We start from the raw sequence: 22470 nt of genomic DNA on the forward strand, positions 1-22470 counted from the left end.
GAATTAAAGAGAAACTTGGATGGCTAAGTCCAGTGCAATACAGACTTAGTCTTCAGGCTGCATAAAAATAGCGAGGCAGCCGAAACTGTCTCGCTAATAAAGTCTAACTTTAAGGGGTCACCTCATTGCTCAATACTTCTAATTACTCTATAACAGAGATTGCAGGAATGGTTGGATTCAACTACTCTAGCCACTTTATTCAAATCTTTAAGAAAAAAATGCATAAGACCCCCAATGAGTACAGAAAAAAAACTACTAATTAGTAGTTTTTTTAAACCCTCAAGTGCCTCATTTAGTTTATCCTGCCTATTATCTATAATAATGACCCAGAGTTGATATATTCTATCAAATTTATTTTAGTCATTGGAAATTCTCTCCTTAATGAAATCGGCAGTTATTTTACCCTAAGATATTCTCCTCTAGCCATTTGGCTACTCCATCATTATCATTTATGTCACAAATGTAATCTGTAATATCTTTAATATCTTCTATGGAATTTCCCATAGCCACACTCACACCACAATTAAGTAGCATTTCCCTATCATTGATATCATCACCGAAAGCGATTATATAGTTCTTGGATATATTAAATTTTCTTGCAATTTCTAAAACTCCATTAATCTTTTTGCCCTCTTTATGCATTATCATAGCTAAGCTGTCCCTGCTGAAGTTTAAATATAACTCATCTGGAAGGATTGAATTAATTAAATCTATCTGATAGGGACTTTCTATTATGCCATATAATTTATCAGCACTACCCGCGACACCCCTGTAGTCCGTTATAATAAAATTATCAATATAATTCCATTTTTCCTTTACATTAAAATTAGCATAATGCATATCATTAATCTCCGCTGCAACTTTTAGGCCATTATCAGATAAATTTTGTAAAAATGGAATAAAGATATTTGCTGGGATGGTTTTATCATAAATAAGTCTATTATCAATATAAGCTTTTGCGCCATTCATCAGTACATACCCATCAAATAGTTCATAGGGAATTAAGTTTCTCGTGCTACTTCCTCTAGCTGTTGCAAATATAAATTTTATGCCTTGATTTCTTACTTTCTTTATTATATCAATTGTATATTGTGAGATAGTTTTATCAGTTTTTAGAAGAGTTTCATCCAAATCCGTTACAATCATTTTAATCATAATATTCCTCCCAAAATCAAATATAGAAAATTCCTTTATAAGATAAACTTGTCTAATAAAATATTATAAAGTAACTCAACTTCATATTACCTTTAGCAATTTAATATCTCCAGTGAATAGGTAAAAAACTTTTACCTAAATTAGGATTTTTAACATTTATGTTAAATTTATTTTATAAATCTTAGGATCTCTATATAATATTCTTCTCTATTAATACCACTGTCTGCACATGTCTTGAGAGTATAATAATAATGTCGTAGGTATCTGGTACCCCCTTGGTGGAAGGATATCTAAATAAAAATTTCACTTGCACCATTTCTTAATTTTTGATTGATGTTTCTCTAATCTAGTAATAACTTCTAATATATCTTGGGTAATAATCTGATTATAATTATAAAAATTTTGAATATCATTATGCTTTTCTTCTTCAAAATTATTTTCTAGTTTTTTAACTTTTTCATATAACATCTCTTTATCAAAGTAAAAATACTCTGTTTTTATTTTTCCCAACTTGTTTAATACATCAATAAGTAGTCCTTTACAAAAAGCTAAAGGAAATCCTAAGCCTTTTTGTAACTTAATCTTTTCTTCATACTTAGATGTAAAGTTCATTAAGGAATCATTATTTCTTAATAACTCCCTTTTTACAAGTTCAATCTGTATAAATAACCTATTATATTCTTTTCGCCTAGTTGCTCTTTCAGCCAATGCATAAGATATCCATGCTGCTACAATTGGAACTACAACCCCAACTAACAACTCTGTAAATGGAATTTTATGTATAAAATTTAAAAATGTATCATACCAATTACCTTCTACAGGAGTAGTGTTTTGTAGAATTACAATATTCACTTCACTCACCCTCTTGCAGATTTTTTTCTTGTTCTAATAATTCTTGTTCTTTTGCTATTTGGCTCTCGATGAATGTTTTTGAAATGAGCATGGCTTGAATTATGTGTTGAAATCGATTGTATTGTGTACTTCCCTTTTCATATTTACTTTGAGCTTTTGTGGTTTTATTTATAATTGAAACTATAGGAGGTAGGGCCTCTCTCAAATCTTTGCTTGTATAATTTATTATTTTATCACTTGACAGAAGAGCCTTAGAAATATAGAGTGCTTTAATTCTATTTCTTAAGAGCGAATGTTGAGATGTCCCTTCTGAAAACTTAAGTTGCATTTTTTCACAATTAATAATGGTAGAAGATAGCAAGGATATTGCCTTTTCTAATTCTACTTTACAGAATTCCATCATGACTCCCCCTATTCAAATTGGAATTTGTGAACTTCGTGTTATGCCCATTACGCGAAGTTATTTAAGACTGTTCGCTGTGAAAAATAAGCTCTTTTCCGTTCTCTTTTGCATATAAAATTTCATCAGCAACCGATGTGCCAATATAACCATCAACATCAACAATATAAACGGCATCACAAATATCTATTTTCCTGTAATGCGCTGCAACAAGGCGCTTTTGTGCCTCGTCAGTTATAGGCTCATTCGGCTCATTATAGATGCATTGAAGTACATTAAATCCTTTTTCAACTTCCAGTCTCCAAGCAATCTGTTTCATTTTCTCTGCAAATTTCATACTACCACAAATTGTTATAGTTTTCATTTTGTTCACCTCATCAAATATAAATAATCTTCACTACAACTTCCTATTTGTCTAATTGACTATAAATAATTCATGTTTCACTACTCTACTTTTCTACACTATATAATATAATTCATCTATTGATTTATCAGCTCAAATTTCCGCTTTTCCTCTATCATCACTCAAAAAACTCTATGTCATCTATAAACTATTCCAAAAACATGGGTTAAAAAACGTTGTTTTTTGCTCTTTATTCGCTCCAGAAGCGTCTCTAAACCACTATATGTTATGGTCAATTTCTACTTTTGTCCTCTGAACCACAATACGTCATCACAATTATACTCTCAACGTACCTTGAGGTGACAATAAAGATGGTGTAAGGGTATATTATCCCCCCAGTGGATATATCTATTTTAAACTAATAAAAACTTATATTCAAATTAAATACACCTAATTAGGTGTATTTAAAGTAAATTCTCATATTTTTGTTTCCCATATAAAACCCTCATAATGATAACTTGTTCCTTTTCTTCCTCAACTAAATAAAATACTATATAATTATCAACTATTAATTTTCTATAGCCCTTATTTCTCAGATATTCATCAGCAACATAATTACATGAAAAAGGAAACTCTTTCAATCTCATAATTTCTTTTTCTATTTTTTCTAGAATATTAGTAGCTGCGGATGTAGCAAATAATTCTTCTAATATATATTTGTAAATATTATCTAGATCATCTGCCGCCTTCGGGGTCATTTTTATAGTATATTTATTTACCATACCTATCTTTTAAACTTTCAAATACTGCTTCAGCATCTAAAAGCTTTTCTCCATTATTAATTTGATTTTCTGCTTCTGCTAACTTTTCATATAAATCTGCTTTAGCTAATTTATCTTTATAAGTCTCCATACTCATAACTACCAGGTGTCCATATCCATTTTTTGTAATATAGATAGGTTCTTTACTTTCTTCACAAAGTTTTGATATTTCAGTTGTATCTCTTAAATCCTTTATTGGTCTTATTTCAATCATAACATTTCCTCCTTGCCAATATTATGACTTTATTATATCATAATTATGTTCAAACTACCATTTGTTTTATTTGTTTTTAATAAATATTATTTTTCTATATCAATATTCTAGCTAAGCAACTTTTATATTTATGTCATACCTATTATCCTTTAATATGGTTTCTTTTATATCTTTAAATTTAATATCTAAATTACTATCGTAATAACCATATACATGAGAAAATGTTATATCTGATTTATTTAATCTTTTATCTATCCAATGTAGATCATCTTCTCGTAAAATTTCTTCATAATCTTCCATGGCCGCTAAAAATATGTCCTCAATTTGCAATATATTTCTGTTACTACTTACAGCGTATTCTAAAGCAATATCAATTATAGATGCTTTATCAATTCTTTGCCTATTATCTACCTCTAAGTACCCGCAAGTATTATCATTATATTTTGCTATTTTATCTATGCTTCTATATTAATTTTTAAATTGGAACCAATGTATCCACATTTGTTCTAGCTTTTGTTAGTATTTGTATCCCTGCACTCACAATCTTTTCCACCCCCTTGACGATTAAAATAAGATTGATTACTACACCACTCCTTCTTGGCTGGAAATTTGGAACCATAAGCATTGATGTCCTAGAACTCGACCTTAGGGAGAAGTGAAGCGAGAGCAATTACTTTTGCCATAAACATTTCTCCTTTCACGCAAAAAGCCGGTTGCGCTGAAATTTTTAGTGCAACCGGCTTTTTGAATAGTATCTATATAAAAAGAGAACCCCGCAAAAAAGGCGTTCTCTTGGACAAACATTTACTGAGCTTCTAATCCAATCAACAGTTAATTTCTTGGTACAGCGAAGTCACTATTTGATTGGATGTCTCTGTTAATCAATTTAACTATCATACCCAATTCAGGGATACGCTTATTCAATTGCTAAACCCGATTGTGAGAATTCTAATTAAAATTCATTCGTCTTTGTACTGCAAACGGCATCTAAGAAAAACTGAGGTGCATGGCCGATCTCTAGCTTTTCAAAATCTGATTGCAACATATATCTCTGCAATAATGGTAAGCACTCGTCCAAATCATTTTGCCTGTTTCCTATAACTGGGTCTGCTAATAAGCAAAAACCAAAATCAGAATATAGTTTGATTGCTCTATAACTTTCTGGTTGAGTATGCAAAAATATCGGGTATTCATTTTCAGATAAACTCTTCATAACGATTGAAAGTAGTGCCCTACCTATACCTTCCCCTTCATAATCTTTCAAGACCTTAAACCAATGTAAAGTCCATATCGAGTTGTAAGATTTCCATAAAAAACAAGTTCCTATAGGCTTATCTTCTTGATCACAGACAAAAATACATCGTTGGAAAAATAAATCTCCTTTTGGTAAATATACATCGTTAAAATATCCTTTCATAAAGTCGTAGTATTCCGTTGCTAATTCGGGTGTATCAAAGTGCATTGCCTTCCAAATATCTAACTCATTTTTCCGACAATAACGCACATGAAAGCCGTTCGGTAATTCCCTTGTGGCATCGTTATCTAATTTACGGCACATCATAAATAAATTTTTATCTGGTATTTGTTCTTCCACGCTATAACCAATCCCTTTTTATACATTTGTCATTCCATAAAACAGCCATATTGCTAAATAAAGTTTAACCGGGGCACTTCACTAATTAGTTTTATCCCTGGCTGGAAGTATTGTTATCTTTTCAATGAATTCAACATATCTACGCACCCGACATCCAAATCCAAGTCCAGAACAACAGAAACTTCGATTTTGTTATGATTTTGTTATTAAGTACCCTATTTCTGAAATCGGCACTGTCTTTCGTAAATGTCATAAATCGCACAGAGTATTGAAAACAAAGGATTTCTACGTATCAATTCGTTGTATTCCTATTACGCACTCAAGGTACTTTAGGAAGACAATAAAGATGTTGTAAACAGATATTCTCCCCCTTTGATGGAAAGGTAGATTAGAATTAGATTATTTAGTTATGGTTCTGACTAAATTCCCTCCATGATAGCAATAATAATTATCTGCATTCATAGATTTAATCTTTTCTAGTGAATTTTCAGCTCTACTTAAGTCAAGTGTAAATTGTGGATTTGCAATTACTAATTCACCATCTTCTATAACTGCTGCATCACCTGTTATAATAGAATTAGTCTCTGTTAAAAACAGAGAAATATGGCCTGGCATATGACCAGGAGTAGATATCACCTGACACCCTCCTGCCCAATCAAAATAATCTCCATCTTTAACTGTAATATCTACATTGACAGGTTTAACTTTTTTTAAAGTTTCACAGAATTCAATTCCAAATGGTTTCTGTGCTTCTGGCATAAACTTTAACATTTCCTCTGCTTGTAACAGTCTAAGTGATTTTCTTTTACCAGAGATATACTCACTTTCTATTTCGCTTGAAACTATCTTTATATGTGGATACTTTTCTTTAATTTCATATAATGCTCCCATGTGATCATTATCATGATGGGTAATCAATACTTTCGTCAATGAACTAGGATTTATACCCTTTGCCTTCATTTCAACTTCTAGTAAAGATAAAAAATTAGGATATCCACAATCAACTAAAATAATGTCATTATTATCTATCAATAAAATAGGATGAATGGTTTGTATTTCATTTTTATATTCAAACTTAATATCTAACATTACTATTTCCTTCATTTACTTTTACTCTTTTCAGTTCCAACCTTTCCATTAACACTTCCACTCTAGCATTATATAAATTCCCCATATCGTCTTCATACCACTATTCAAGCCTGTCTTCCTCAATTATTTATTTTACTCGTTGGAAAATTGGATGATTCTCTTTAAATTGCACTAAGTCCCACAAGTTTCCATATAAGTCTTTGAATACTGCAACTGTACCATATGATTGTTCCTTCGGCTCTCTAACAAATTCTATGCCCTTTTCTATCATTTCGTTATAGTCCCTCCAAAAGTTATCTGTTCCAAGAAATAAAAAAATCCGTCCTCCCGCCTGATTCCCGATAAATTTAAATTGTTCTGATTTTGAAGCCCTTGCAAGTAATATTGTAGTTCCTGATGAACCAGGTGGAGATACTACAACCCAACGCTTATCTTGTTCAGGTTGATATGTATCTTCAATTAGTGTAAAATGAAGTTTTTTTGTATAAAATTCTATGGCTTCATCATAGTCTTTTACCACTAAAGCAATGTGTACAATAGATTGAATCATTTTTATTCACCTCCCTTTCTATACAGGATATAGATTACCTCATATAAGTAGTTATATATATGTCTTAAATTTTCTTAATACCCTCTCTCTAACAGTAGTCTATTAAAATAATCTTTCATCATTTTTTAAATTATTTGTCCTATAGATTTTTATTCGCACTTGATATAGATAACTTATAACCTAAATTCATGATAAGATTATAGAATATATTTGTTTTAGATACCCGTAACCGTTTAAGAATAGAGCTTATTGAATAGAATTGTTTTCTAAACCAAATATATCCATCATATAATTCATCTTCCGTCATATGTTTAGGCTTAAAAGCTACTCTCGTTTTTCCATTATAATATGTCCAATCGGTGCTTGTGAGTCTTTCTTCTTTTTTCATTTGTTCATATATTGGAGTTCTAGGTAATGGAGTTAATATACTGACTGTGACTCCATCTATCCCTAATTCATTACATGCGTTAAGGGTCTTTTTAAATATCTCCTTCGTATCAGTATCCAATCCGAATATAATCCCTGCTTGTATTGATATACCATTGTGGTGTAATAATTTTATAATTTCTTTGTATTTATCTACACTATTAATTCCTTTATTGACACTGCTAAGTCCTTCTTGTGAAAAGGATTCTAATCCAATAAAAAGATATATACATCCAGATTTCTTTGCAATTTTTAAAAGTTCTTCATCTTTACACCGTTCTAATGTGACCTGTGCAGCCCATTTCTTTTTTAACTTTGCAAGTTCACTCATTAATTTTTTTGCATATTCCAAGTCTCCAAAAAAATTGTCATCCCAAAAAACAAAATACTTGCCTTTTATATTTTTTATATCTTCGATCACTTCATCTATAGGGCGAGTTCTGAATGAGTCACAATATATCTGTTTTAAATTACAATAACTACATTGATAAGGACAGCCTCTTGTGGCAATGACTGCCCCTTTTGTTAAAAATCTTTTCTTAATCAAATTCCTCCTAGGAATAGGCAAACCTTTTAAGGAGGGTATGTCTTTACATATATATTGTTCTTTGGCACAATCCTTGTAGAAATCTTCAAGAAATTGGGGCCATGTTTTTTCTGCTTCTCCAACAATAATATAATCACAGTGTTCTATGGCTTCATTAGGCAGTAGGGTAACATGGGGTCCACCCATAATAACTTTTGAACCTTTTTGTCTAAATTTTTGAGCAATATCATAGCAATGCACCGCATTTGGAGTATTCACTGTCATAGCAATTAAATCATATTTTTCATCATCAGGTATTTTTTGATTATATTCATCAACTAAAGTTATCTTATATTTTGATTGATCTATAAAACCGGCTAAATAGGGCATAGTAATTTGAATAAAATTATTAAATTGCTTTCTCCTAAAAGCGTTAATTTCCTTATTTTCTGGTGTAATCATTAAAATACTTTTTTTCATTTTATTATCCCCCATTCCTCATCATACTTTACTATAACGAAACAAAGTATAAAGGGTCTATCCAAGACTAGTGAAAAATAATCAATTCCGATCCACATTACTATCATTAGATCGATCAACCATATGGCCAGTAAGAGAAGACTAAAAAGTTTAGCTATCTATCGTTACTTTCTATGATTATGCTTCCTCTACTCATTGGCATATTCAGTCCTGTTTTCAGCTACAGTGTTTATTATCTCTGACTCTCTTCGTCACTTTTGTATTCTAAAATATCCCCTGGTTGACATTCTAAAGCTTTGCATATTGCCTCTAAAGTTGAGAATCGAATAGCTTTTGCTTTTCCATTCTTTAATATGGAAATGTTCGCCATGGTTATTCCAACCCTCTCTGAAAGTTCTGTGACACTCATTTTTCTTTTAGCCAGCATCACATCAATATTAATTATAATCGCCATATTCTTCACCTCATATCGTTAAGTCATTATCATTTTTTATATCTATGGCATTTTTTAATAATTTTTGAAGCACAGCAGCAAAGACTGCGATAACCATTGGTGCAAAAATAAAGATCATTCCAATTAGTATAGCACCTGGAGCATCGTCTACCTCTCCTACGATATAGAAGAGTGGCATGCTAAGCCCATATAATATGCTAATTGTGGTTGCATAGTTCTTTATATTCTTTAAAGCTTTTACAGATAACTCGGAAAAAGCTTTGTTCTTATCAATATAGCCTAAAAGTTTAAATGCCTGGTACAATGCAAGAAAAAACGGTATGACTGTTACATACATAATGCTTAAAATACCATATAAAACATAGGCCATTTCCGAACTGCTTTCTGCTGCATCTTTAGCTATCCAAGGTAACCCAAATATACATAAAGCAAGGATTGGAATCCCAATAAAAATAACAGCAAGTTTTAAAAAGATTGTTTCTCTTTTCATAAAAACCACCTCATATAAAATTTTAATAATTTAATTCTAGCATGTTTTTTATTGTTTTACAATAAATTATTACTATTTTATGATATAACTGCATTCCAATAAGGTATAAAAGGTAGATTGCAAAGAGAGATTCCTGTTTTGCAAATATCTTTTCCATTCTGATAAATGGATTCAAACTTAATATCTGTTATCCTCCAAAACAAAGCAACCCTTGAAAGTAGCTAAAATTAGCTACTTTCAAGGGTTGCTACTCTTGTTTTTCTTCAGGGAGTAAACTGTATTTAACTTATTAAATTTCCGATATAGATTCCCTGTCAAAGAATGCTTTCATTTGTCTTATAAAGTATAAATAATCTTTATTTTACATAATAAGGCTATTGTGTCCTGACTATATTAAATTTTGATATTCTCTTCTTCCATCAAGAAGAGCATATATAATAACTGCTTTATTTTCCTTATTTACTTTATAAAATATAAGATGTTTCTCTACAATGACTACTCTATAACCCTATTTTTTCAAAATAGAATATCTAGGTATGCCTCTTGAATTAGGAAACTCTTTTAAATGATTAATGGATTCTTCTATTTTATCCAAATATTTGAGAGTAGTATCAACACTACCTGAATCATCTGCAATATAATAGATTATATCTCTCAGTTGATCTTCTGCTTTGTCTGTTCTCATAATCTTATACATTTTCATTCTTCCTATTTACCAAAGTTTCACGAGGTCTATCTAAAGATTCTTGCATGGGACCCACTCTTCCATTTTTGACATCGTCTTCCGCTTCTGCAAGAGTTCGAAGCAATTCTAATTCCGCCTTCATTTGCTTGTAATCCTGTAATCCAAGAACAGCTGTATCACCACGACCGTTTACAGTAATAATTACAGCCTCTCTGGTTTCCCTGCACTGTTTAGATATTTCATTATATTTATTTCTTAAATCTGCTGATGGTCTAATATTCAATGCCATGTTAACACCTCTTTCCATCTTATTAATATCTATATTGTATTATAATTTACCTATCATTTAAATCTGAATATTTTTGTATTTAATATAGGTATCGAAAATCCCTAAAGCTAACATTGCTTTTTTAATCTTTTATAATCTTTACTTATGTAGAGCTTAATTTCTGCAGATATCCAGGATGCAAATTCAAACTTACTTGTTTATATATCAGCCTCACCATTTTTTGTCTCGGAATTACCCTAAAACCATGACATGTTGTAATAAAATCCTATTTTTTACATTCTGAATCACAACGCTGCATCAGAATCACGCATTCCACATGCCTTGAAGTGACAATAAAGATGCTATAGATTGATACTATCCATTTGTGGCAAGGTTTATTTTTAGAAAACTTTAATACGTATTTTATAAATTATATGTCTTAAACACAATCTTTTTTTATACATTCTAGTAGTGGATAAAAGTAATTTATACTAGGTTTACTTTTTAAGGTTACACTGATTGGGATATCCTCTTGTTTTTCTCTTCCTGAAAAAACAATCTCTTCCTTAGAGAGTTTTGATACTTTTATTGAATCATAATCTATTAAATAAAAGTAAACTATTACACCATCCTCGTATTCTCCTATCCATGAACCTAACCAATCAAACCCAATAGAACCTACATTAACCCAATCTAAGGTTAAGTCTATTTTATACCTAGATTGTGTGACAGTAGGAACAGCCCCAAAAAAGCTATATATAACATATGTTGCAAAAGGAACTAAAAACATCTTGATATTCATGTGAGTCTCTAAAAAAAGTTCTTGTACTATTCCAAAACTGAGAAGAACAATCCAAATAAATGCTATTAAACTACCAGTTTTATACCTTACTATTGGATAATCTCTTATTATTTCGCTTTTTACAAACCAAAATTTTTTAGAACGATATCTTAAAAGTGCAAATACTATAGCTAATCCAGTGAAATAAAGTAATCCTTTTATTAAATCTTGCAAATAACCCCTCCTAATGCTGTGTCGCCTTTTACTACAAATGTTCATCTATAGGATATCATTCACTTACTGCTTCATCAACCAAGTTTAACCATTTACCTCTCTGATGTATATTATATGACTTACCACCAATTTAACCATATTATTATTCCATACTTCTAGCCTTATTTTTTCATTTCTACCCCTTCATCACCTGATTTTTCCTATGACATGTATATTTTTTCCTAGAAAATAAGCAAATAAGCTACTATAACCAACAGAGCACTTAATAATGTTCCCAATAAGTAGTATTCCGAAAATTTCGGATCATCAGCAATTTTATTATATCTAGCTATTGACTTTGCAGTAAGAACAAATCCAATAGCAGAATATTGCCCTGCAGAAAGCAATAATAAAATTATACAACGCTCAAGTATTCCTATAAGTGCACCTGCATTTGAGTGTCCTTCTTCTTTGCTAGTCGTTGGTTTGTAACGATATAACACTTTCTTAATTGTTATACTAAAGGGCTGGATGATAATAAGTATAATCAATATCCTAGAAAGAATACTCACAGCATCCGCTGGTAACCTATTTAAAATATATTGAATGCAATAAATATAATTGATGGGTTCAGATAAAAGATAGATAGTCATCGTAGTAAAAATAATTACAAGAATATGTATGATCTGATCAAGGGAGTATGCCAATGCATCTAATTTGTCATCTATCGTAATTTTCTTTTTTATAAAGAATTTTACTACATCAACTATAAAGTGAGCTGTAGAAAGGATAAAAGCCCATTTTAGCATTTTTAGACTGAATACCGGAATAATTACAAACATCATTGAAAATAAGTATATTGTACTATGCTTCAATAATTTCTTGAATGATTCATCCTTGTTTATTGCTAATTTAGGGGACTGTAAGTAGAAATCCCCTAATACATGTCCAATTAAAAATAAGGTCAAGACAATCTTAGCCATTGTGCTTCCCTCTTTCCTTACTTAAAAAAGAATTAACTGTGTCTATTGCAGATTTATAGGAGTAGTACCTAGCCTTACTGAGTGCTTTATTTACACTAGGCTGCCCAATATCAAGGATATGCGCTGCTTTATACTGATTCTCATCATTAGAAAGATAGGCATAAATAATTTCTTTTTGTCGGTCTGTCCACTTTGATTTTAATGCAGTACAGACAGATAAAATAGAATTCAATAATTCGTCAATTTCAATATTATTTTCTCCTGAACATATCATAATATTGGAATGTCGCTCAGTATATTGAAATTTCTTACTTTCAATTTCTTTAATCATTTTTCTTGCACGATGATATGCAGGACCATCAATTTCTGATGAATTATCAAAATTAATATCTGTACGAATATCACCAATTCCAATACCAAAACGTAATTGGACAGGTGTCATGACCATTTCAATTTCACAAATAATTTTCATAATGTTATTCCTGTTTTTAAGCAGTCCCTGAAACTCGTCTCCTAAAACAATTGTAAATTTAGATGCAATATCTTCTGAGTATTTAGCATTGATATCTGCCAATACATTCTTTAATTTCTGCTGTATAGCTTTTCGATCTTTTATCTTTTTTGAGTCTACAATATCACCAATAATCGCAACATAATTATCATAGAAAAACATTTGATCACCTCCACTCACATTATAGTAAAAGAAAAGATGCATTTCAATATGCATCTTTTCTTTTAATTCATTCAGTAATGCATCATGTCTATAACGAGCATTGATAATGATGTCACCACTGCTTTATTTTAATTATTCTAAACTACCTCAAAACATCTTTAATTGTCTCCACCTTTTTTGGAAATAGGTCAGGTATAATCTTCTTACGTCTAATTAATATAAGTTAGAATTTATCAGCCTCTATATATGCTTATAGTAATATAGGAACTTGTTATTCTTTATTCATTTCAAAATGCTTTTTAAAATCGGATATTAACATTCCGTAAACAAAGCTATCCGTCCACTCTCCTTTATTCCAAAAGTCTTCAATAAAATAAGCCTCCTTGCGCATTCCAACTCTTTCACAAAGATTAGCCGATGAAATATTTCTGGCATCAAGGTTTGCTTGTAGGCGATGTATTTTCAATGTATTAAACAAATATTCTATTACACCTTTTACGGCTTCTGTAGCGTATCCTTTTCTTGAGTATGTATCATTAAAGGTAACACCGATTTCGACGGTTTCTTTCATCTCTGTATACCATATCGAAATATCACCAATAACTTTTTTATCTAATTCACAAGCTAAACTGATACCCCTGTCTTGAGTGAGCTGATTAGCAGCCAACTTCTTATTGAATTCTTCATCTTTAGAAGACGATGTCCATTGTTCATGTAATAAAAAACGACAAGTATCCTTATTGCTATAAATTTCAAAAACATCTTCAATATCCGTTTTTCTAAAAGGCCTAACTCTAAGCCTATTTGTGGTTATATCCATAATTTCACTCCTTAAATTCCTATTGATCTTTTCCATCACCTAGCTTAAAAACAACGGAAATTTTTTATACGCATCACACTAAACCAAGTATTCCACATCCTATACTGATAACCAGAATTTTAAAAATCATTTCCTAACTTAAGAAAAAAAGCCTAAATTCCCATGATATACTAAGGAATTAGGCCTTTTCGAATTCTGTTTTATGCTTCCTTTTCTTTTTTACTTTTTATATCCATCTTTTCCATAAGATTTGGCACCATATCCATAAGTTTTTCAAAGGCATGACCTTTAGCGATTGGTAAAATTTCTACCTCATCCGCTTTTACTACGATCATTGCTGTAGGCGATACTCTAGCACCAAATCCACCGCCCGAGCCGGTTCCTCCGCTTCCTTTTTGGTCAGTTTCATCGCCGCCACCATTCCCCATACCAAAAGATACCGTCATTGCAGGTATCAATGTTACATTACCCATTTGTATTGGCTCACCGATAACTGTCTTTTCCTTTAGAAGGTTTTCAAACTTTTCAAACATAGAATCAATGTTGTTCTTAAAATTAAATTCCATCAAAATCCTCCTTCACAAAATTAATGAACGATTAGCTTTCTAACTGATCTATTTAATAATAGCCTTATGACTATATATAAAATATAAACGATAAATATTCTGCCCTCTATGTAAATTTCTCCTTCATAGATCTCATCTTCAAAAACGTAGTCTAGATTTAAGTGGTGCCAACCTAACCCTCTGGAGGATTCTACAAATAAACATGTCATTCCTGTATAATAAGGATCATCAAATCCTAAACGTCCATACCCCTCAATTTTGTCAGGTCTAAGATGTAATAGTATCTTTTTCATACTTTTCATTATATATTGAATGGCTTCCGTACTCAAAGCTTTTTTCTTGTTCTTCTTTTCTTTTTTCTTCTTGATCCTTTTCGCTTTTTCTTTCTTTCTTTTATCTTTTTCCTTTATCTTTATTTTGAATCCTAATATATTGATGCTGCTCTCTAACCCCTGATTTAAAGCATAGCATCCCGAATACCCAAACAGACCAAAAAACCAGTCGAGACTATAGCTTATGCTTTTCTCATCCAAACCTCTTCCTTGAAACTTATAAACAAAGGGTATAAATAGAATAAATAATAAAAGGAAGAACAGTATGAATAGTAATATGATTAAGATTTTAACAACTAACATATTTATCCCCTTAAAAAGCTTATTTGATATTCTTATTATATCATTTTTTTCCAATAAGAAAAACTGCCTAAAGGAATAGACCGCGTTCATTTACTTTCCCCGGCTAAATGCAGCTTATTTTTTGGAGACAAGCCTTATCATGAGAAGTCGGCAATTATTATTAAGAGTATAGAAAAAATCATTAAATAAATTTGTAAGATGGTTTTTTCTCTCTAAATAGCCAATAGCGTATATAGTCATAAAAAATAATCGCTGGCAAGGAGAGAAAAAACCATACGATACTAGATACCAAAGAAATTTGACCCATAAAGTTGAATTTTAAACCGCTATAATCCCAAATACCTAATCCTAATTTCACATTTAGAATGAATCCGAAGATAAATTCTAAAACCGTAATAATGAAACAAGATACAGCCAGCTGTTTTAATATTTGGATTTCAGGCGTAAAATAATGTTCCCTTACTAATCCTATTGTCACAAAACATAAACCGCCTAAAATAAACATGCTTATATGAGAATATCCTCTCCACAATATTTCAATAAAATAATATGAAATACCGCCAATTGAGAATAATACCAAAAGTTGAACTAGTCGATTCAATCCTCTCACCTCTTACACTATTTAAGATAAATTTTTTCGCTATTATATAGTGTAAAAAGCTTTTTCTTAAATATTCATCTACTTTCCTTCCACTTTTTTCTGTTGAATAATTTTAAATCTTATTCAACATCTAAAAAACATAGAATTGCTTATACAGCAAACAATTATTGTTAACTTTAAACCTCTATCTAAAATTTATGTAGAGAAATATGGAGAGCTAAAAAACCAGAATGATGGTTCTAATCTTTACTTTTTCTAGTTCTGGAACAAAGACTGTGATATAAAGGGGATTCATAGGGACTATGTTGAGAGAATCCCCTTATCTTATCCTATGGTAATAGGAATCATTCTAGACTCTATTTAAATATTCCTCCAAGGTTATTCCCTGCTCAGTGATTTCTTTAGCAGCCTCCTGACCTACATACCGATAATGCCACGGTTCATAAATAACACCGGTAATCTCTACTTTATTCTTGGGGTAGCGGAGAATAAAGCCATATTTATAAGAATTGGCCATCAGCCATTTTTGTGCCGGGGTATTCTCCTGTTCTTCGTTTAGAAGCTGGTAGTCTATATCTACTATATCCACCGCCAATCCTGTATTATGCTCACTAGTGCCCGGAACTGCAATAACCATAGCGGCGGCGATGGCAGCTTCTTCTTCGGTTTTCCCTAAGTCTTTCTCTTTCCCCACTCTCTCATTAAATAAAGAGGTTTGACGTTCCACAGAACGATAGGCAGAACAGATAATAGGCGATACTCCCGCGGCTTTTGCGTCATCCAGCATGTTCTGCAGATCTTCGTAAATGCGGGAATCAACCATATGACCACTTTTAAGCTGTTTAAGCTCTGGAACACTAAAATCTTCCGGCAAAGGATATTCCTTTTTGACTAATAGCAGATTCCACTGATCCTGTTTTTGAGGCACTTTCTTCTCCGTCCATTCTTGGGATGTTTCCATGGGAGAAACAACTTTTGGGTCAGCGGGCTTGTTTTCATCTTTTTTATTGATATCTCCCTCTTGGTAGGGAATTATTCCACAGGCTGATGACATTAGACAAATCAGTCCCAGCAATAATACTAGTGCACGTTTCATAAAAAACCTCCTCAATATCATATTAAATATGATGATATCAAGGAGTTGTGCCTTACTTCTTCCACAGATGTGTATTAGATGCAAATTCTTAGAGAGGAATTAATTCTTTAACGGGCAATGTCCAAAACGATAGACAGATGGAAGTCCTCAGGAGAAGAATTATCGTTTAGGACAGATATCTCAAATTTTCCTGTTGTTAAAGTATACTCACTATCTGTCTTGATTTTAATATAATAAGATGAATTCTTAAATTCTATTCCGTTATACTCTGCAAATCGTCTTGCCCTGTCAAAATTTAATATGCTATCACCGGGATAACCAAAACCAGAAACCGTATAGATTTTCCCCGTTTTTGCGTCCATCACAAAGGTCATAGATTCTTCTTTGCCAGAGAGCTTCAAAATCCATCTCGCCACGCCGGCAGGGTTAGCCCATAACTCCGCACTATCTAACCGCAACTGCTGGATGTTAATATAGGGAAGGATACCCATCTCCATTAATTTTTCCATTTCTATCTCCAATACAGAAAAAGCGGCTTCCATGGAAAATTCATCTTGATGAGGTTCCCGTGAAAAATGTGTTCCACGAGCATCATTCCAAGAAGCAAGCCTGTCTGTGAGCTCTGACTGGGTTATCTCAGTAATTACTGTTTCGTCCTTGAAAAATATGGGCTTTTTATCCTGTATTTTAATAGTATGTGCATTATTAAATATACTTTCCTGTTGCCCTTCAATTAAAATTTTAGGAATCATCATCCCTGCGATAATCACGAAAACAACCACCGGATACACAAGTAGACCTGTAACCCCTTTATATTTCTCCATGCCTGGCCTCCTTTGCAGGAAGTGTGAAGGATACCTCTGTCCCCACTCCCACTTTGCTTGCGTATTGAAGCTGTGTCCCGTGTATTTGTGCAATTCGAGCAGCGATGGAAAGTCCCAACCCTACACCATGTTGTTGTCTGGAACGGGACTTATCCACCATATAGAAGGCCTCGGTAATACGACAAAGCTCCTCTTCGGGAATGCCTCTTCCATTATCAGCAACAGTTATGATATATCGGTCATCTTTAAACTCACCGGAAAGGCGAATATATGTGCTTTCTGCTTTCACTCCATTGTCGATGAGGTTTAGGATGAGCGTTTTTATCAAATCGTATTCCACATAGATATAGGCAGTCTGGGCTATAAACTCCAGTTTCATCTTTTTCTTCTCCATCAGCGGCCCAAGGGTTTTTTCAATATCCTCCAATAATTCATCCGCCATAAATTGTTCCAATACAAAATCCCCTCTTCCCAAAACAATCAACTCTAAAAGCTTAAAAGATAGAGCTTCAAGATGCATTCCTTCGCTTATGATATAAGCAGTGGCTTCTCTCAACTTTTTTCTAGATAAATCCTTTTGATAAATCATATCGGCGTAGCCTATAATTGAAGTAAGGGGAGTTTTGAGTTCATGGGCAAAGTTGGCAACGAAGTCTTCTTTCTGCTGTGCATTCCGTTCCAGTTCATCAATTTTAGTTTCGATGGTTGACGCCATACGATTAAATCCCACACCCAGCACGCCTATTTCGTCCCTAGTGATGACTGTTACCCGTTCGAAATACTTACCCTCTGCGATGCGAACAGTGGCTTGGGTCAGTTTTTTAATAGGACTCATAAGTATGGCAAACAAGCCTAGCATGACAGCTGTACTTATCAGTATAACGACGCCATAAATGGTTTGATAGGCTTTAATTAAATTCTTGCATTCAAGAAAGATCTCATTAATGTTGCGAGCAGTGCACAACATGACTTTTTGATCCCCTTGGATAAAGGAGCCGACAGTTACAAGGAAGTTATTGCCCTCCTCTGTAAGCAGTAAATTATAGTGCACTTCGTTTTCTGCTATGCCTTTGATGTCTTCAATGGTCCATGGAACAGCAGTGTTAGAACGAATCAGACTTTGTGTATTTCGATCATATACACCTACCAAAGTTCCCTCTGGGGCAAGATCTACAATCTGTTGAGAGAGAGCAGACAATGTCTCTCTGGTTAAGGAATCCTTTTCATACGCACCAAGCATAGCAGATTGAAGGTTGAATTTTAAAAGTTGATATTGTTCCAACGCTCTATCTGTCTCACGCTGCAGAGATGCGTTGAAGCTTGTTGAAATAAGATAATATCCAGCAACACCCAAAGATAGCGTTAAAATGGATAAGGTGCATAAAAACACCTTGGAAAATAGCTTCACCTTACACCTCCAATCGGTAACCGATACGAAATACTGTCTTAATATGTTCATTCCAATCAAGTTTGCGGCGAAGTCGCTGTATATGAGAATCCAGAGTTCTTGTTTCTCCGGTAAAGGGTTCCTTCCATACTTTTTCATATAGACGTTCACGGTAAAGAGCCACATTTTTGTTACATACCAGTTCCACTAGCAAATCGAATTCTTTGACAGTCATGTCTATCACCTTTCCATCTTTTGTCACTATACGGGATTCAGTATTGATATCCACACCAAAAATGGATAATTGTTTGTTACTTTTTCCCACACGCCGGAGTATGGCTTCCACTCTTGCAAGAAGCTCCCCAATCTGAAAGGGTTTTACAATATAGTCATCCGCCCCCAATTTCAAACCTTTGACACGGTCCTGAATCCTTCCCTTTGCTGTGATGAAAATAACAGGTATGCCCGTAGGCCGTATATAATCCATTAATTCATAACCATCAACTTTTGGGAGCCAGATGTCTAAAAGAATAAGATCATATACATTTTGCTCAATCAAATTAGCTCCCTCCTCACCGTCAAAAGCACATTGACAATGGTAACCTTCATCGCTCAAGTTGGCATAGATTAAATTCGCAATGGCCTGCTCATCTTCTACAATGAGAATATCTACCACTTTTTATCACCTGCTTTCCAATTTGTTATATCACATAGATGTGTAAAAGTTGCGTCATAATGTCGTGCTTCTAATGCCAACAAGATTATTCATAAGACGAAGGGACATTTCATCTGGCTTCTCTTCTTTAAGAATTTATCACCGATAAAGCGATTAAAATATTCCTTCGGCATGTCTACTGCTAATTATTCTATTTCTTTTGTTAAATGCAGGCAAAACAATAAACCTCCTTGAATTCAAAGAGGTTTTTATGTATTCATAATTATTAAATTCTTATTTGGTGGAGATAAGGGGATTCGAACCCCTGACCTCTTGACTGCCAGTCAAGCGCGCTCCCAGCTGCGCCATACCCCCATATTTTCCTTTTCAACAAGAATTATTATACTATGAATGAATAAATAAATCAATAGATATATTCAACTTTTAGTTGTATAATAATATTATCCGTAGTTTTATAAATGACAGAGTAGGTTTAGGTGCGTTAAGTGCTAGCTGGACGGGAAGTTGCCACTAGACGAAAGATCCCTTGGGATTTGCGATGCCTTTACCGCATTCCGCTGTCACAGAAAGAACTCTTCTTATGTGACGCATGTCGTTTGAATTTAGAGAGGAGGTCTGCGGATGAATAATACACGTAAAATGGTTTTTGTAGGGATACTCATTGCTTTAGATGTTATTTTAACTCGTTTTTTTTCCATTACTACACCTATTGTAAGAGTAGGATTTGGATTTGTGGCTGTATCCTTGGCCGCTATGCTTTATGGTCCCATAATAGGAGGCATAGTCGGTGCTGTAGCAGATTTAATAGGTATGATGCTCTTTCCCCAGGGGTCATATTTTCCTGGCTTTACGGTTAGTGCATTCTTAGGTGGGGTCATATACGGTCTATTTCTGTATAAAAAACCCAAGACTATAATTAATATTGCTCTAACAATTTTGACTATCACCATTATAGTAAACCTTGGCTTAAACACTCTTTGGCTGTCTATGCTCACTGGCAATGCCGTTCTTGCCATCATTACGCCTAGAATTATCAAGCAGATTGTGCTTCTCCCCATCCAGGTCATTACTATTTATATTACATGGCGATATGTAGGGGAAAAGATTGAAAAAAATTATTTCCAATACTAAAAAGAAGACCAATTGGTCTTCTTTTTTCAGCTCCCATAGAGCTTCTCCCTTACTCCGTCAGCAATCTCTTTTCTCCTTTTATTTCCTGGATAGGCTGAATATTTTGAGATACTTCTAAGGTGCCCATGTACTCCCCTTTTTCATCCCGCACAGCAAAGTATCGGATATAGACATACATCTCACCCAATCGGATATAAAATTCTTCGCTATCCTTTTTCCCAGATTTAAAATCGTTTACAATATCTTCCACAACGTGAACACTGGCTGGGGGATGACAGTTAGACACTTCTCTACCAATGACTGATTTGGTTCTAGGGAATATTCTTTCTTTGGCTTGGGAGAAGTATTTTACAATATCATTTTTATCTACAAAGGTAATATCCACAGGTAAATGGTTAAATATTGCACTGATTTCTTTGGGATTTAAAATACCTGTTTCAAATTTTACATAACCTTTATCCGCTTCTTTTCCTTCTTGCTGTTCTTGTTCTTCTAAATCTACGCGTTCTGGTTTCCACTTTTCTATAGGGGCTGTAAGGCAATAGCCTATTTCTTCACTTTCATCTCCGATGGTAATCCATTCGTCCTGGGTTAAGGTATCGGCCGCCATAGGAAAGAGGATGCTTTCTTCTTTAAAGATCATTTCATTGACTTCATATAATAAATCTTCCGCCTTATCTACAATAACCTTATGATCACTATTTTTATCCTGTAAAGTGGATTTTACTTCTTTGATTTTTTCTCTGATTTCATCATCCACTCCCCACATCACTTGGGGTGGTGCGGTAATACCGTATTTTTCTAAATAAGGAAAGAGTAAGTTTTCTTTTCGACTATAATGTTTGTCAATGTCCAAAAGTAAATTAAAATTCTCCAATAATTGATATCTTTTCTCTTGGTTATCCTTTTCTTTAAAATCTTTTAAATGGGGTTCTATATCTTTTTCTATTAATTCTTCTATGGCTCTATTTTCAAGCATAAATGTATGTACTGGATGACCTGGAATCTCCTTTACATCCCTATGAATATCTTCAATAGATCCCTTAAATATTGAGGCATGGACATTACATAGACGTTGCACTTCCTGGACAGGCATGCCCTCCATAATAATTTCCTGTTCTATATCAGATATTTCCTTTGAAGATACTCCTCCAAACATTTTTTCAAATTTGGGTTTGACTTCCTCTAAACTTTTCCCATCATGGAGCTCCATAATCATTTCTTTTAAGGCCTTTTTTCGGTGTTCTCTGTTATTGATCAGTTCACTCATTTTCCATCCTCCTATTCCATAATCTTATATCCTTTATTTTTAAAAACTTCTCTTACTCGCTGCATATCAATTTTTTTCATCCTTGCCCCTTTGGGAATGGTCATGACTTTACCCATGGTTTTCATCATGCCGGCCTTGTCAATATCCTTAAATCCTATTTCTTTCATAATGTTGATAATCTCTGGGTCTTGGTCATACAATTGGGAAATGGTTTGATTAAAATCCACTACTTTTTCCATAAGTTACCCCCTTGTCCATCTTTTCAATATCCAATTCTTAGATACTCTTATTTTTACCCAAAGCCTCAGAATATTATCATAAAAAAGCACTTTTCCAAAACTTTGTACCGACCCCCAAAAGTTAGACCAAAAATCTAACGATTGGAGGTCGGTATTTTTATGGCTGTATACAGTTATGAGTTTAAAAAGAAAGTTGTAGATGCATATTTACGTGGCGAAGGAGGTTAT

General features: G+C 33.2%; 30 protein-coding genes, 1 tRNA gene and 1 riboswitch. Of the genes, 2 read left to right on the top strand and 29 right to left on the bottom strand.

What is annotated here, in order from left to right; translation table 11 throughout:
* Positions 1-125 precede the first annotated feature (125 nt).
* Complete coding sequence (locus NSA47_RS15540; RefSeq protein WP_373370339.1) at positions 126-263, top strand: helix-turn-helix domain-containing protein; 138 nt, start codon at positions 126-128, stop codon at positions 261-263.
* Positions 264-399: 136 nt separating this feature from the next.
* Here NSA47_RS15540 and NSA47_RS14885 read toward each other — a convergent pair whose 3' ends face one another.
* From NSA47_RS14885 to NSA47_RS15020, 27 genes are all read right to left on the bottom strand, one after another.
* Complete coding sequence (locus NSA47_RS14885; protein WP_257533416.1) at positions 400-1155, bottom strand: HAD family hydrolase; 756 nt, start codon at positions 1153-1155, stop codon at positions 400-402.
* A gap of 303 nt (positions 1156-1458) precedes the next feature.
* Positions 1459-2007 carry a hypothetical protein gene (locus NSA47_RS14890; protein ID WP_257533418.1) on the bottom strand — a complete coding sequence of 183 codons (549 nt, stop codon included), beginning with the start codon at positions 2005-2007 and terminating at the stop codon, positions 1459-1461.
* Between the two features lies 1 nt (position 2008).
* On the bottom strand, positions 2009-2410 hold the full coding sequence (locus NSA47_RS14895) for a hypothetical protein (protein WP_257533420.1): 402 nt from the start codon (positions 2408-2410) through the stop codon (positions 2009-2011).
* A gap of 61 nt (positions 2411-2471) precedes the next feature.
* Positions 2472-2771: a hypothetical protein gene (locus NSA47_RS14900; RefSeq protein ID WP_257533422.1), complete on the bottom strand. Its 300-nt coding sequence runs from the start codon at positions 2769-2771 to the stop codon at positions 2472-2474.
* Positions 2772-3214: 443 nt separating this feature from the next.
* Positions 3215-3532: a type II toxin-antitoxin system RelE/ParE family toxin gene (locus tag NSA47_RS14905; RefSeq protein ID WP_257533424.1), complete on the bottom strand. Its 318-nt coding sequence runs from the start codon at positions 3530-3532 to the stop codon at positions 3215-3217.
* Complete coding sequence (locus NSA47_RS14910; RefSeq protein WP_257533426.1) at positions 3522-3785, bottom strand: type II toxin-antitoxin system Phd/YefM family antitoxin; 264 nt, start codon at positions 3783-3785, stop codon at positions 3522-3524. Before NSA47_RS14910 ends, NSA47_RS14905 begins: the two co-directional genes overlap by 11 nt.
* A gap of 111 nt (positions 3786-3896) precedes the next feature.
* Complete coding sequence (locus NSA47_RS14915; protein ID WP_257533428.1) at positions 3897-4115, bottom strand: hypothetical protein; 219 nt, start codon at positions 4113-4115, stop codon at positions 3897-3899.
* 622 nt (positions 4116-4737) lie between these two features.
* On the bottom strand, positions 4738-5379 hold the full coding sequence (locus NSA47_RS14920; RefSeq protein WP_257533430.1) for a GNAT family N-acetyltransferase: 642 nt from the start codon (positions 5377-5379) through the stop codon (positions 4738-4740).
* A 399-nt stretch (positions 5380-5778) separates the two neighbouring features.
* The gene (locus NSA47_RS14925) at positions 5779-6483 is read right to left on the bottom strand and encodes an MBL fold metallo-hydrolase (protein WP_257533432.1); all 705 of its coding nucleotides are present in this window, start codon (positions 6481-6483) and stop codon (positions 5779-5781) included.
* Positions 6484-6595: 112 nt separating this feature from the next.
* Entirely contained in the window at positions 6596-7018 is a 423-nt protein-coding gene (locus tag NSA47_RS14930; protein ID WP_257533435.1) for a VOC family protein, read from the bottom strand.
* Between the two features lie 139 nt (positions 7019-7157).
* Complete coding sequence (locus tag NSA47_RS14935; RefSeq protein WP_257533436.1) at positions 7158-8450, bottom strand: B12-binding domain-containing radical SAM protein; 1293 nt, start codon at positions 8448-8450, stop codon at positions 7158-7160.
* A gap of 232 nt (positions 8451-8682) precedes the next feature.
* Entirely contained in the window at positions 8683-8904 is a 222-nt protein-coding gene (locus tag NSA47_RS14940) for a helix-turn-helix domain-containing protein (RefSeq protein ID WP_257533438.1), read from the bottom strand.
* A 10-nt stretch (positions 8905-8914) separates the two neighbouring features.
* Positions 8915-9394, bottom strand: a complete 480-nt coding sequence (locus NSA47_RS14945) for a DUF2975 domain-containing protein (protein WP_257533440.1) — start codon at positions 9392-9394, stop codon at positions 8915-8917.
* Between the two features lie 508 nt (positions 9395-9902).
* Positions 9903-10091, bottom strand: a complete 189-nt coding sequence (locus tag NSA47_RS14950; RefSeq protein WP_257533442.1) for a type II toxin-antitoxin system RelE/ParE family toxin — start codon at positions 10089-10091, stop codon at positions 9903-9905.
* Entirely contained in the window at positions 10084-10368 is a 285-nt protein-coding gene (locus tag NSA47_RS14955) for a type II toxin-antitoxin system Phd/YefM family antitoxin (protein WP_257533444.1), read from the bottom strand. Before NSA47_RS14955 ends, NSA47_RS14950 begins: the two co-directional genes overlap by 8 nt.
* Before the next feature lie 418 nt (positions 10369-10786).
* Positions 10787-11362 carry a hypothetical protein gene (locus tag NSA47_RS14965; protein ID WP_257533446.1) on the bottom strand — a complete coding sequence of 192 codons (576 nt, stop codon included), beginning with the start codon at positions 11360-11362 and terminating at the stop codon, positions 10787-10789.
* Between the two features lie 221 nt (positions 11363-11583).
* Positions 11584-12324 (bottom strand): DUF3307 domain-containing protein, encoded by a 741-nt coding sequence (locus tag NSA47_RS14970; RefSeq protein ID WP_257533448.1) that lies wholly within the window; start codon positions 12322-12324, stop codon positions 11584-11586.
* The gene (locus tag NSA47_RS14975) at positions 12317-13015 is read right to left on the bottom strand and encodes a SatD family protein (RefSeq protein WP_257533450.1); all 699 of its coding nucleotides are present in this window, start codon (positions 13013-13015) and stop codon (positions 12317-12319) included. Before NSA47_RS14975 ends, NSA47_RS14970 begins: the two co-directional genes overlap by 8 nt.
* A 253-nt stretch (positions 13016-13268) precedes the next feature.
* Positions 13269-13817 carry a GNAT family N-acetyltransferase gene (locus tag NSA47_RS14980; protein WP_257533452.1) on the bottom strand — a complete coding sequence of 183 codons (549 nt, stop codon included), beginning with the start codon at positions 13815-13817 and terminating at the stop codon, positions 13269-13271.
* A gap of 200 nt (positions 13818-14017) precedes the next feature.
* Positions 14018-14383 carry a GerW family sporulation protein gene (locus NSA47_RS14985; RefSeq protein ID WP_257533454.1) on the bottom strand — a complete coding sequence of 122 codons (366 nt, stop codon included), beginning with the start codon at positions 14381-14383 and terminating at the stop codon, positions 14018-14020.
* Between the two features lie 20 nt (positions 14384-14403).
* Positions 14404-15072 (bottom strand): hypothetical protein, encoded by a 669-nt coding sequence (locus NSA47_RS14990; RefSeq protein ID WP_257533456.1) that lies wholly within the window; start codon positions 15070-15072, stop codon positions 14404-14406.
* Positions 15073-15199: 127 nt separating this feature from the next.
* Positions 15200-15619 (bottom strand): putative ABC transporter permease, encoded by a 420-nt coding sequence (locus tag NSA47_RS14995; RefSeq protein ID WP_257533458.1) that lies wholly within the window; start codon positions 15617-15619, stop codon positions 15200-15202.
* A 349-nt stretch (positions 15620-15968) separates the two neighbouring features.
* Complete coding sequence (locus tag NSA47_RS15000; protein ID WP_257533460.1) at positions 15969-16715, bottom strand: M15 family metallopeptidase; 747 nt, start codon at positions 16713-16715, stop codon at positions 15969-15971.
* A 107-nt stretch (positions 16716-16822) separates the two neighbouring features.
* Complete coding sequence (locus NSA47_RS15005) at positions 16823-17539, bottom strand: hypothetical protein (RefSeq protein WP_257533461.1); 717 nt, start codon at positions 17537-17539, stop codon at positions 16823-16825.
* A complete protein-coding gene (locus NSA47_RS15010; RefSeq protein ID WP_257533463.1) occupies positions 17526-18947 on the bottom strand; it encodes a sensor histidine kinase in 1422 nt (473 codons plus the stop codon). The genes NSA47_RS15005 and NSA47_RS15010 overlap by 14 nt, the downstream gene beginning before the upstream one ends.
* A gap of 1 nt (position 18948) precedes the next feature.
* Complete coding sequence (locus tag NSA47_RS15015; protein ID WP_257533465.1) at positions 18949-19602, bottom strand: response regulator transcription factor; 654 nt, start codon at positions 19600-19602, stop codon at positions 18949-18951.
* Between the two features lie 278 nt (positions 19603-19880).
* Positions 19881-19956 (bottom strand) — tRNA-Ala (locus NSA47_RS15020).
* Between the two features lie 106 nt (positions 19957-20062).
* Positions 20063-20164, top strand: a riboswitch (THF riboswitch).
* Between the two features lie 59 nt (positions 20165-20223).
* Between NSA47_RS15020 and NSA47_RS15025 the strand changes: the two genes are divergently transcribed.
* Positions 20224-20733, top strand: a complete 510-nt coding sequence (locus NSA47_RS15025) for a folate family ECF transporter S component (RefSeq protein ID WP_257533467.1) — start codon at positions 20224-20226, stop codon at positions 20731-20733.
* A 49-nt stretch (positions 20734-20782) separates the two neighbouring features.
* On the opposite strand, the gene NSA47_RS15030 is transcribed toward NSA47_RS15025, so the two are convergent.
* Complete coding sequence (locus NSA47_RS15030; RefSeq protein ID WP_257533469.1) at positions 20783-22003, bottom strand: DUF438 domain-containing protein; 1221 nt, start codon at positions 22001-22003, stop codon at positions 20783-20785.
* 11 nt (positions 22004-22014) lie between these two features.
* On the bottom strand, positions 22015-22242 hold the full coding sequence (locus NSA47_RS15035; protein ID WP_257533471.1) for a DUF1858 domain-containing protein: 228 nt from the start codon (positions 22240-22242) through the stop codon (positions 22015-22017).
* Positions 22243-22470 lie beyond the last annotated feature (228 nt).

The organism is Irregularibacter muris (assembly GCF_024622505.1).
GTDB classification, from domain to species: domain Bacteria; phylum Bacillota; class Clostridia; order Eubacteriales; family Garciellaceae; genus Irregularibacter; species Irregularibacter muris.

Excerpts from the sequence above, each read along its gene's own strand:
- NSA47_RS14885 (WP_257533416.1), bottom strand. The coding sequence starts at position 1,155 with ATGATTAAAATGATTGTAACGGATTTGGATGAAACTCTTCTAAAAACT.
- NSA47_RS14895 (WP_257533420.1), bottom strand. The coding sequence starts at position 2,410 with ATGATGGAATTCTGTAAAGTAGAATTAGAAAAGGCAATATCCTTGCTA.
- NSA47_RS14900 (WP_257533422.1), bottom strand. The coding sequence starts at position 2,771 with ATGAAAACTATAACAATTTGTGGTAGTATGAAATTTGCAGAGAAAATG.
- NSA47_RS14905 (WP_257533424.1), bottom strand. The coding sequence starts at position 3,532 with ATGGTAAATAAATATACTATAAAAATGACCCCGAAGGCGGCAGATGAT.
- NSA47_RS14910 (WP_257533426.1), bottom strand. The coding sequence starts at position 3,785 with ATGATTGAAATAAGACCAATAAAGGATTTAAGAGATACAACTGAAATA.
- NSA47_RS14925 (WP_257533432.1), bottom strand. The coding sequence starts at position 6,483 with ATGAAGGAAATAGTAATGTTAGATATTAAGTTTGAATATAAAAATGAA.
- NSA47_RS14930 (WP_257533435.1), bottom strand. The coding sequence starts at position 7,018 with ATGATTCAATCTATTGTACACATTGCTTTAGTGGTAAAAGACTATGAT.
- NSA47_RS14935 (WP_257533436.1), bottom strand. The coding sequence starts at position 8,450 with ATGAAAAAAAGTATTTTAATGATTACACCAGAAAATAAGGAAATTAAC.
- NSA47_RS14940 (WP_257533438.1), bottom strand. The coding sequence starts at position 8,904 with ATGGCGATTATAATTAATATTGATGTGATGCTGGCTAAAAGAAAAATG.
- NSA47_RS14945 (WP_257533440.1), bottom strand. The coding sequence starts at position 9,394 with ATGAAAAGAGAAACAATCTTTTTAAAACTTGCTGTTATTTTTATTGGG.
- NSA47_RS14950 (WP_257533442.1), bottom strand. The coding sequence starts at position 10,091 with ATGTATAAGATTATGAGAACAGACAAAGCAGAAGATCAACTGAGAGAT.
- NSA47_RS14955 (WP_257533444.1), bottom strand. The coding sequence starts at position 10,368 with ATGGCATTGAATATTAGACCATCAGCAGATTTAAGAAATAAATATAAT.
- NSA47_RS14970 (WP_257533448.1), bottom strand. The coding sequence starts at position 12,324 with ATGGCTAAGATTGTCTTGACCTTATTTTTAATTGGACATGTATTAGGG.
- NSA47_RS14980 (WP_257533452.1), bottom strand. The coding sequence starts at position 13,817 with ATGGATATAACCACAAATAGGCTTAGAGTTAGGCCTTTTAGAAAAACG.
- NSA47_RS14985 (WP_257533454.1), bottom strand. The coding sequence starts at position 14,383 with ATGGAATTTAATTTTAAGAACAACATTGATTCTATGTTTGAAAAGTTT.
- NSA47_RS15000 (WP_257533460.1), bottom strand. The coding sequence starts at position 16,715 with ATGAAACGTGCACTAGTATTATTGCTGGGACTGATTTGTCTAATGTCA.
- NSA47_RS15005 (WP_257533461.1), bottom strand. The coding sequence starts at position 17,539 with ATGGAGAAATATAAAGGGGTTACAGGTCTACTTGTGTATCCGGTGGTT.
- NSA47_RS15025 (WP_257533467.1), top strand. The coding sequence starts at position 20,224 with ATGAATAATACACGTAAAATGGTTTTTGTAGGGATACTCATTGCTTTA.
- NSA47_RS15030 (WP_257533469.1), bottom strand. The coding sequence starts at position 22,003 with ATGAGTGAACTGATCAATAACAGAGAACACCGAAAAAAGGCCTTAAAA.
- NSA47_RS15035 (WP_257533471.1), bottom strand. The coding sequence starts at position 22,242 with ATGGAAAAAGTAGTGGATTTTAATCAAACCATTTCCCAATTGTATGAC.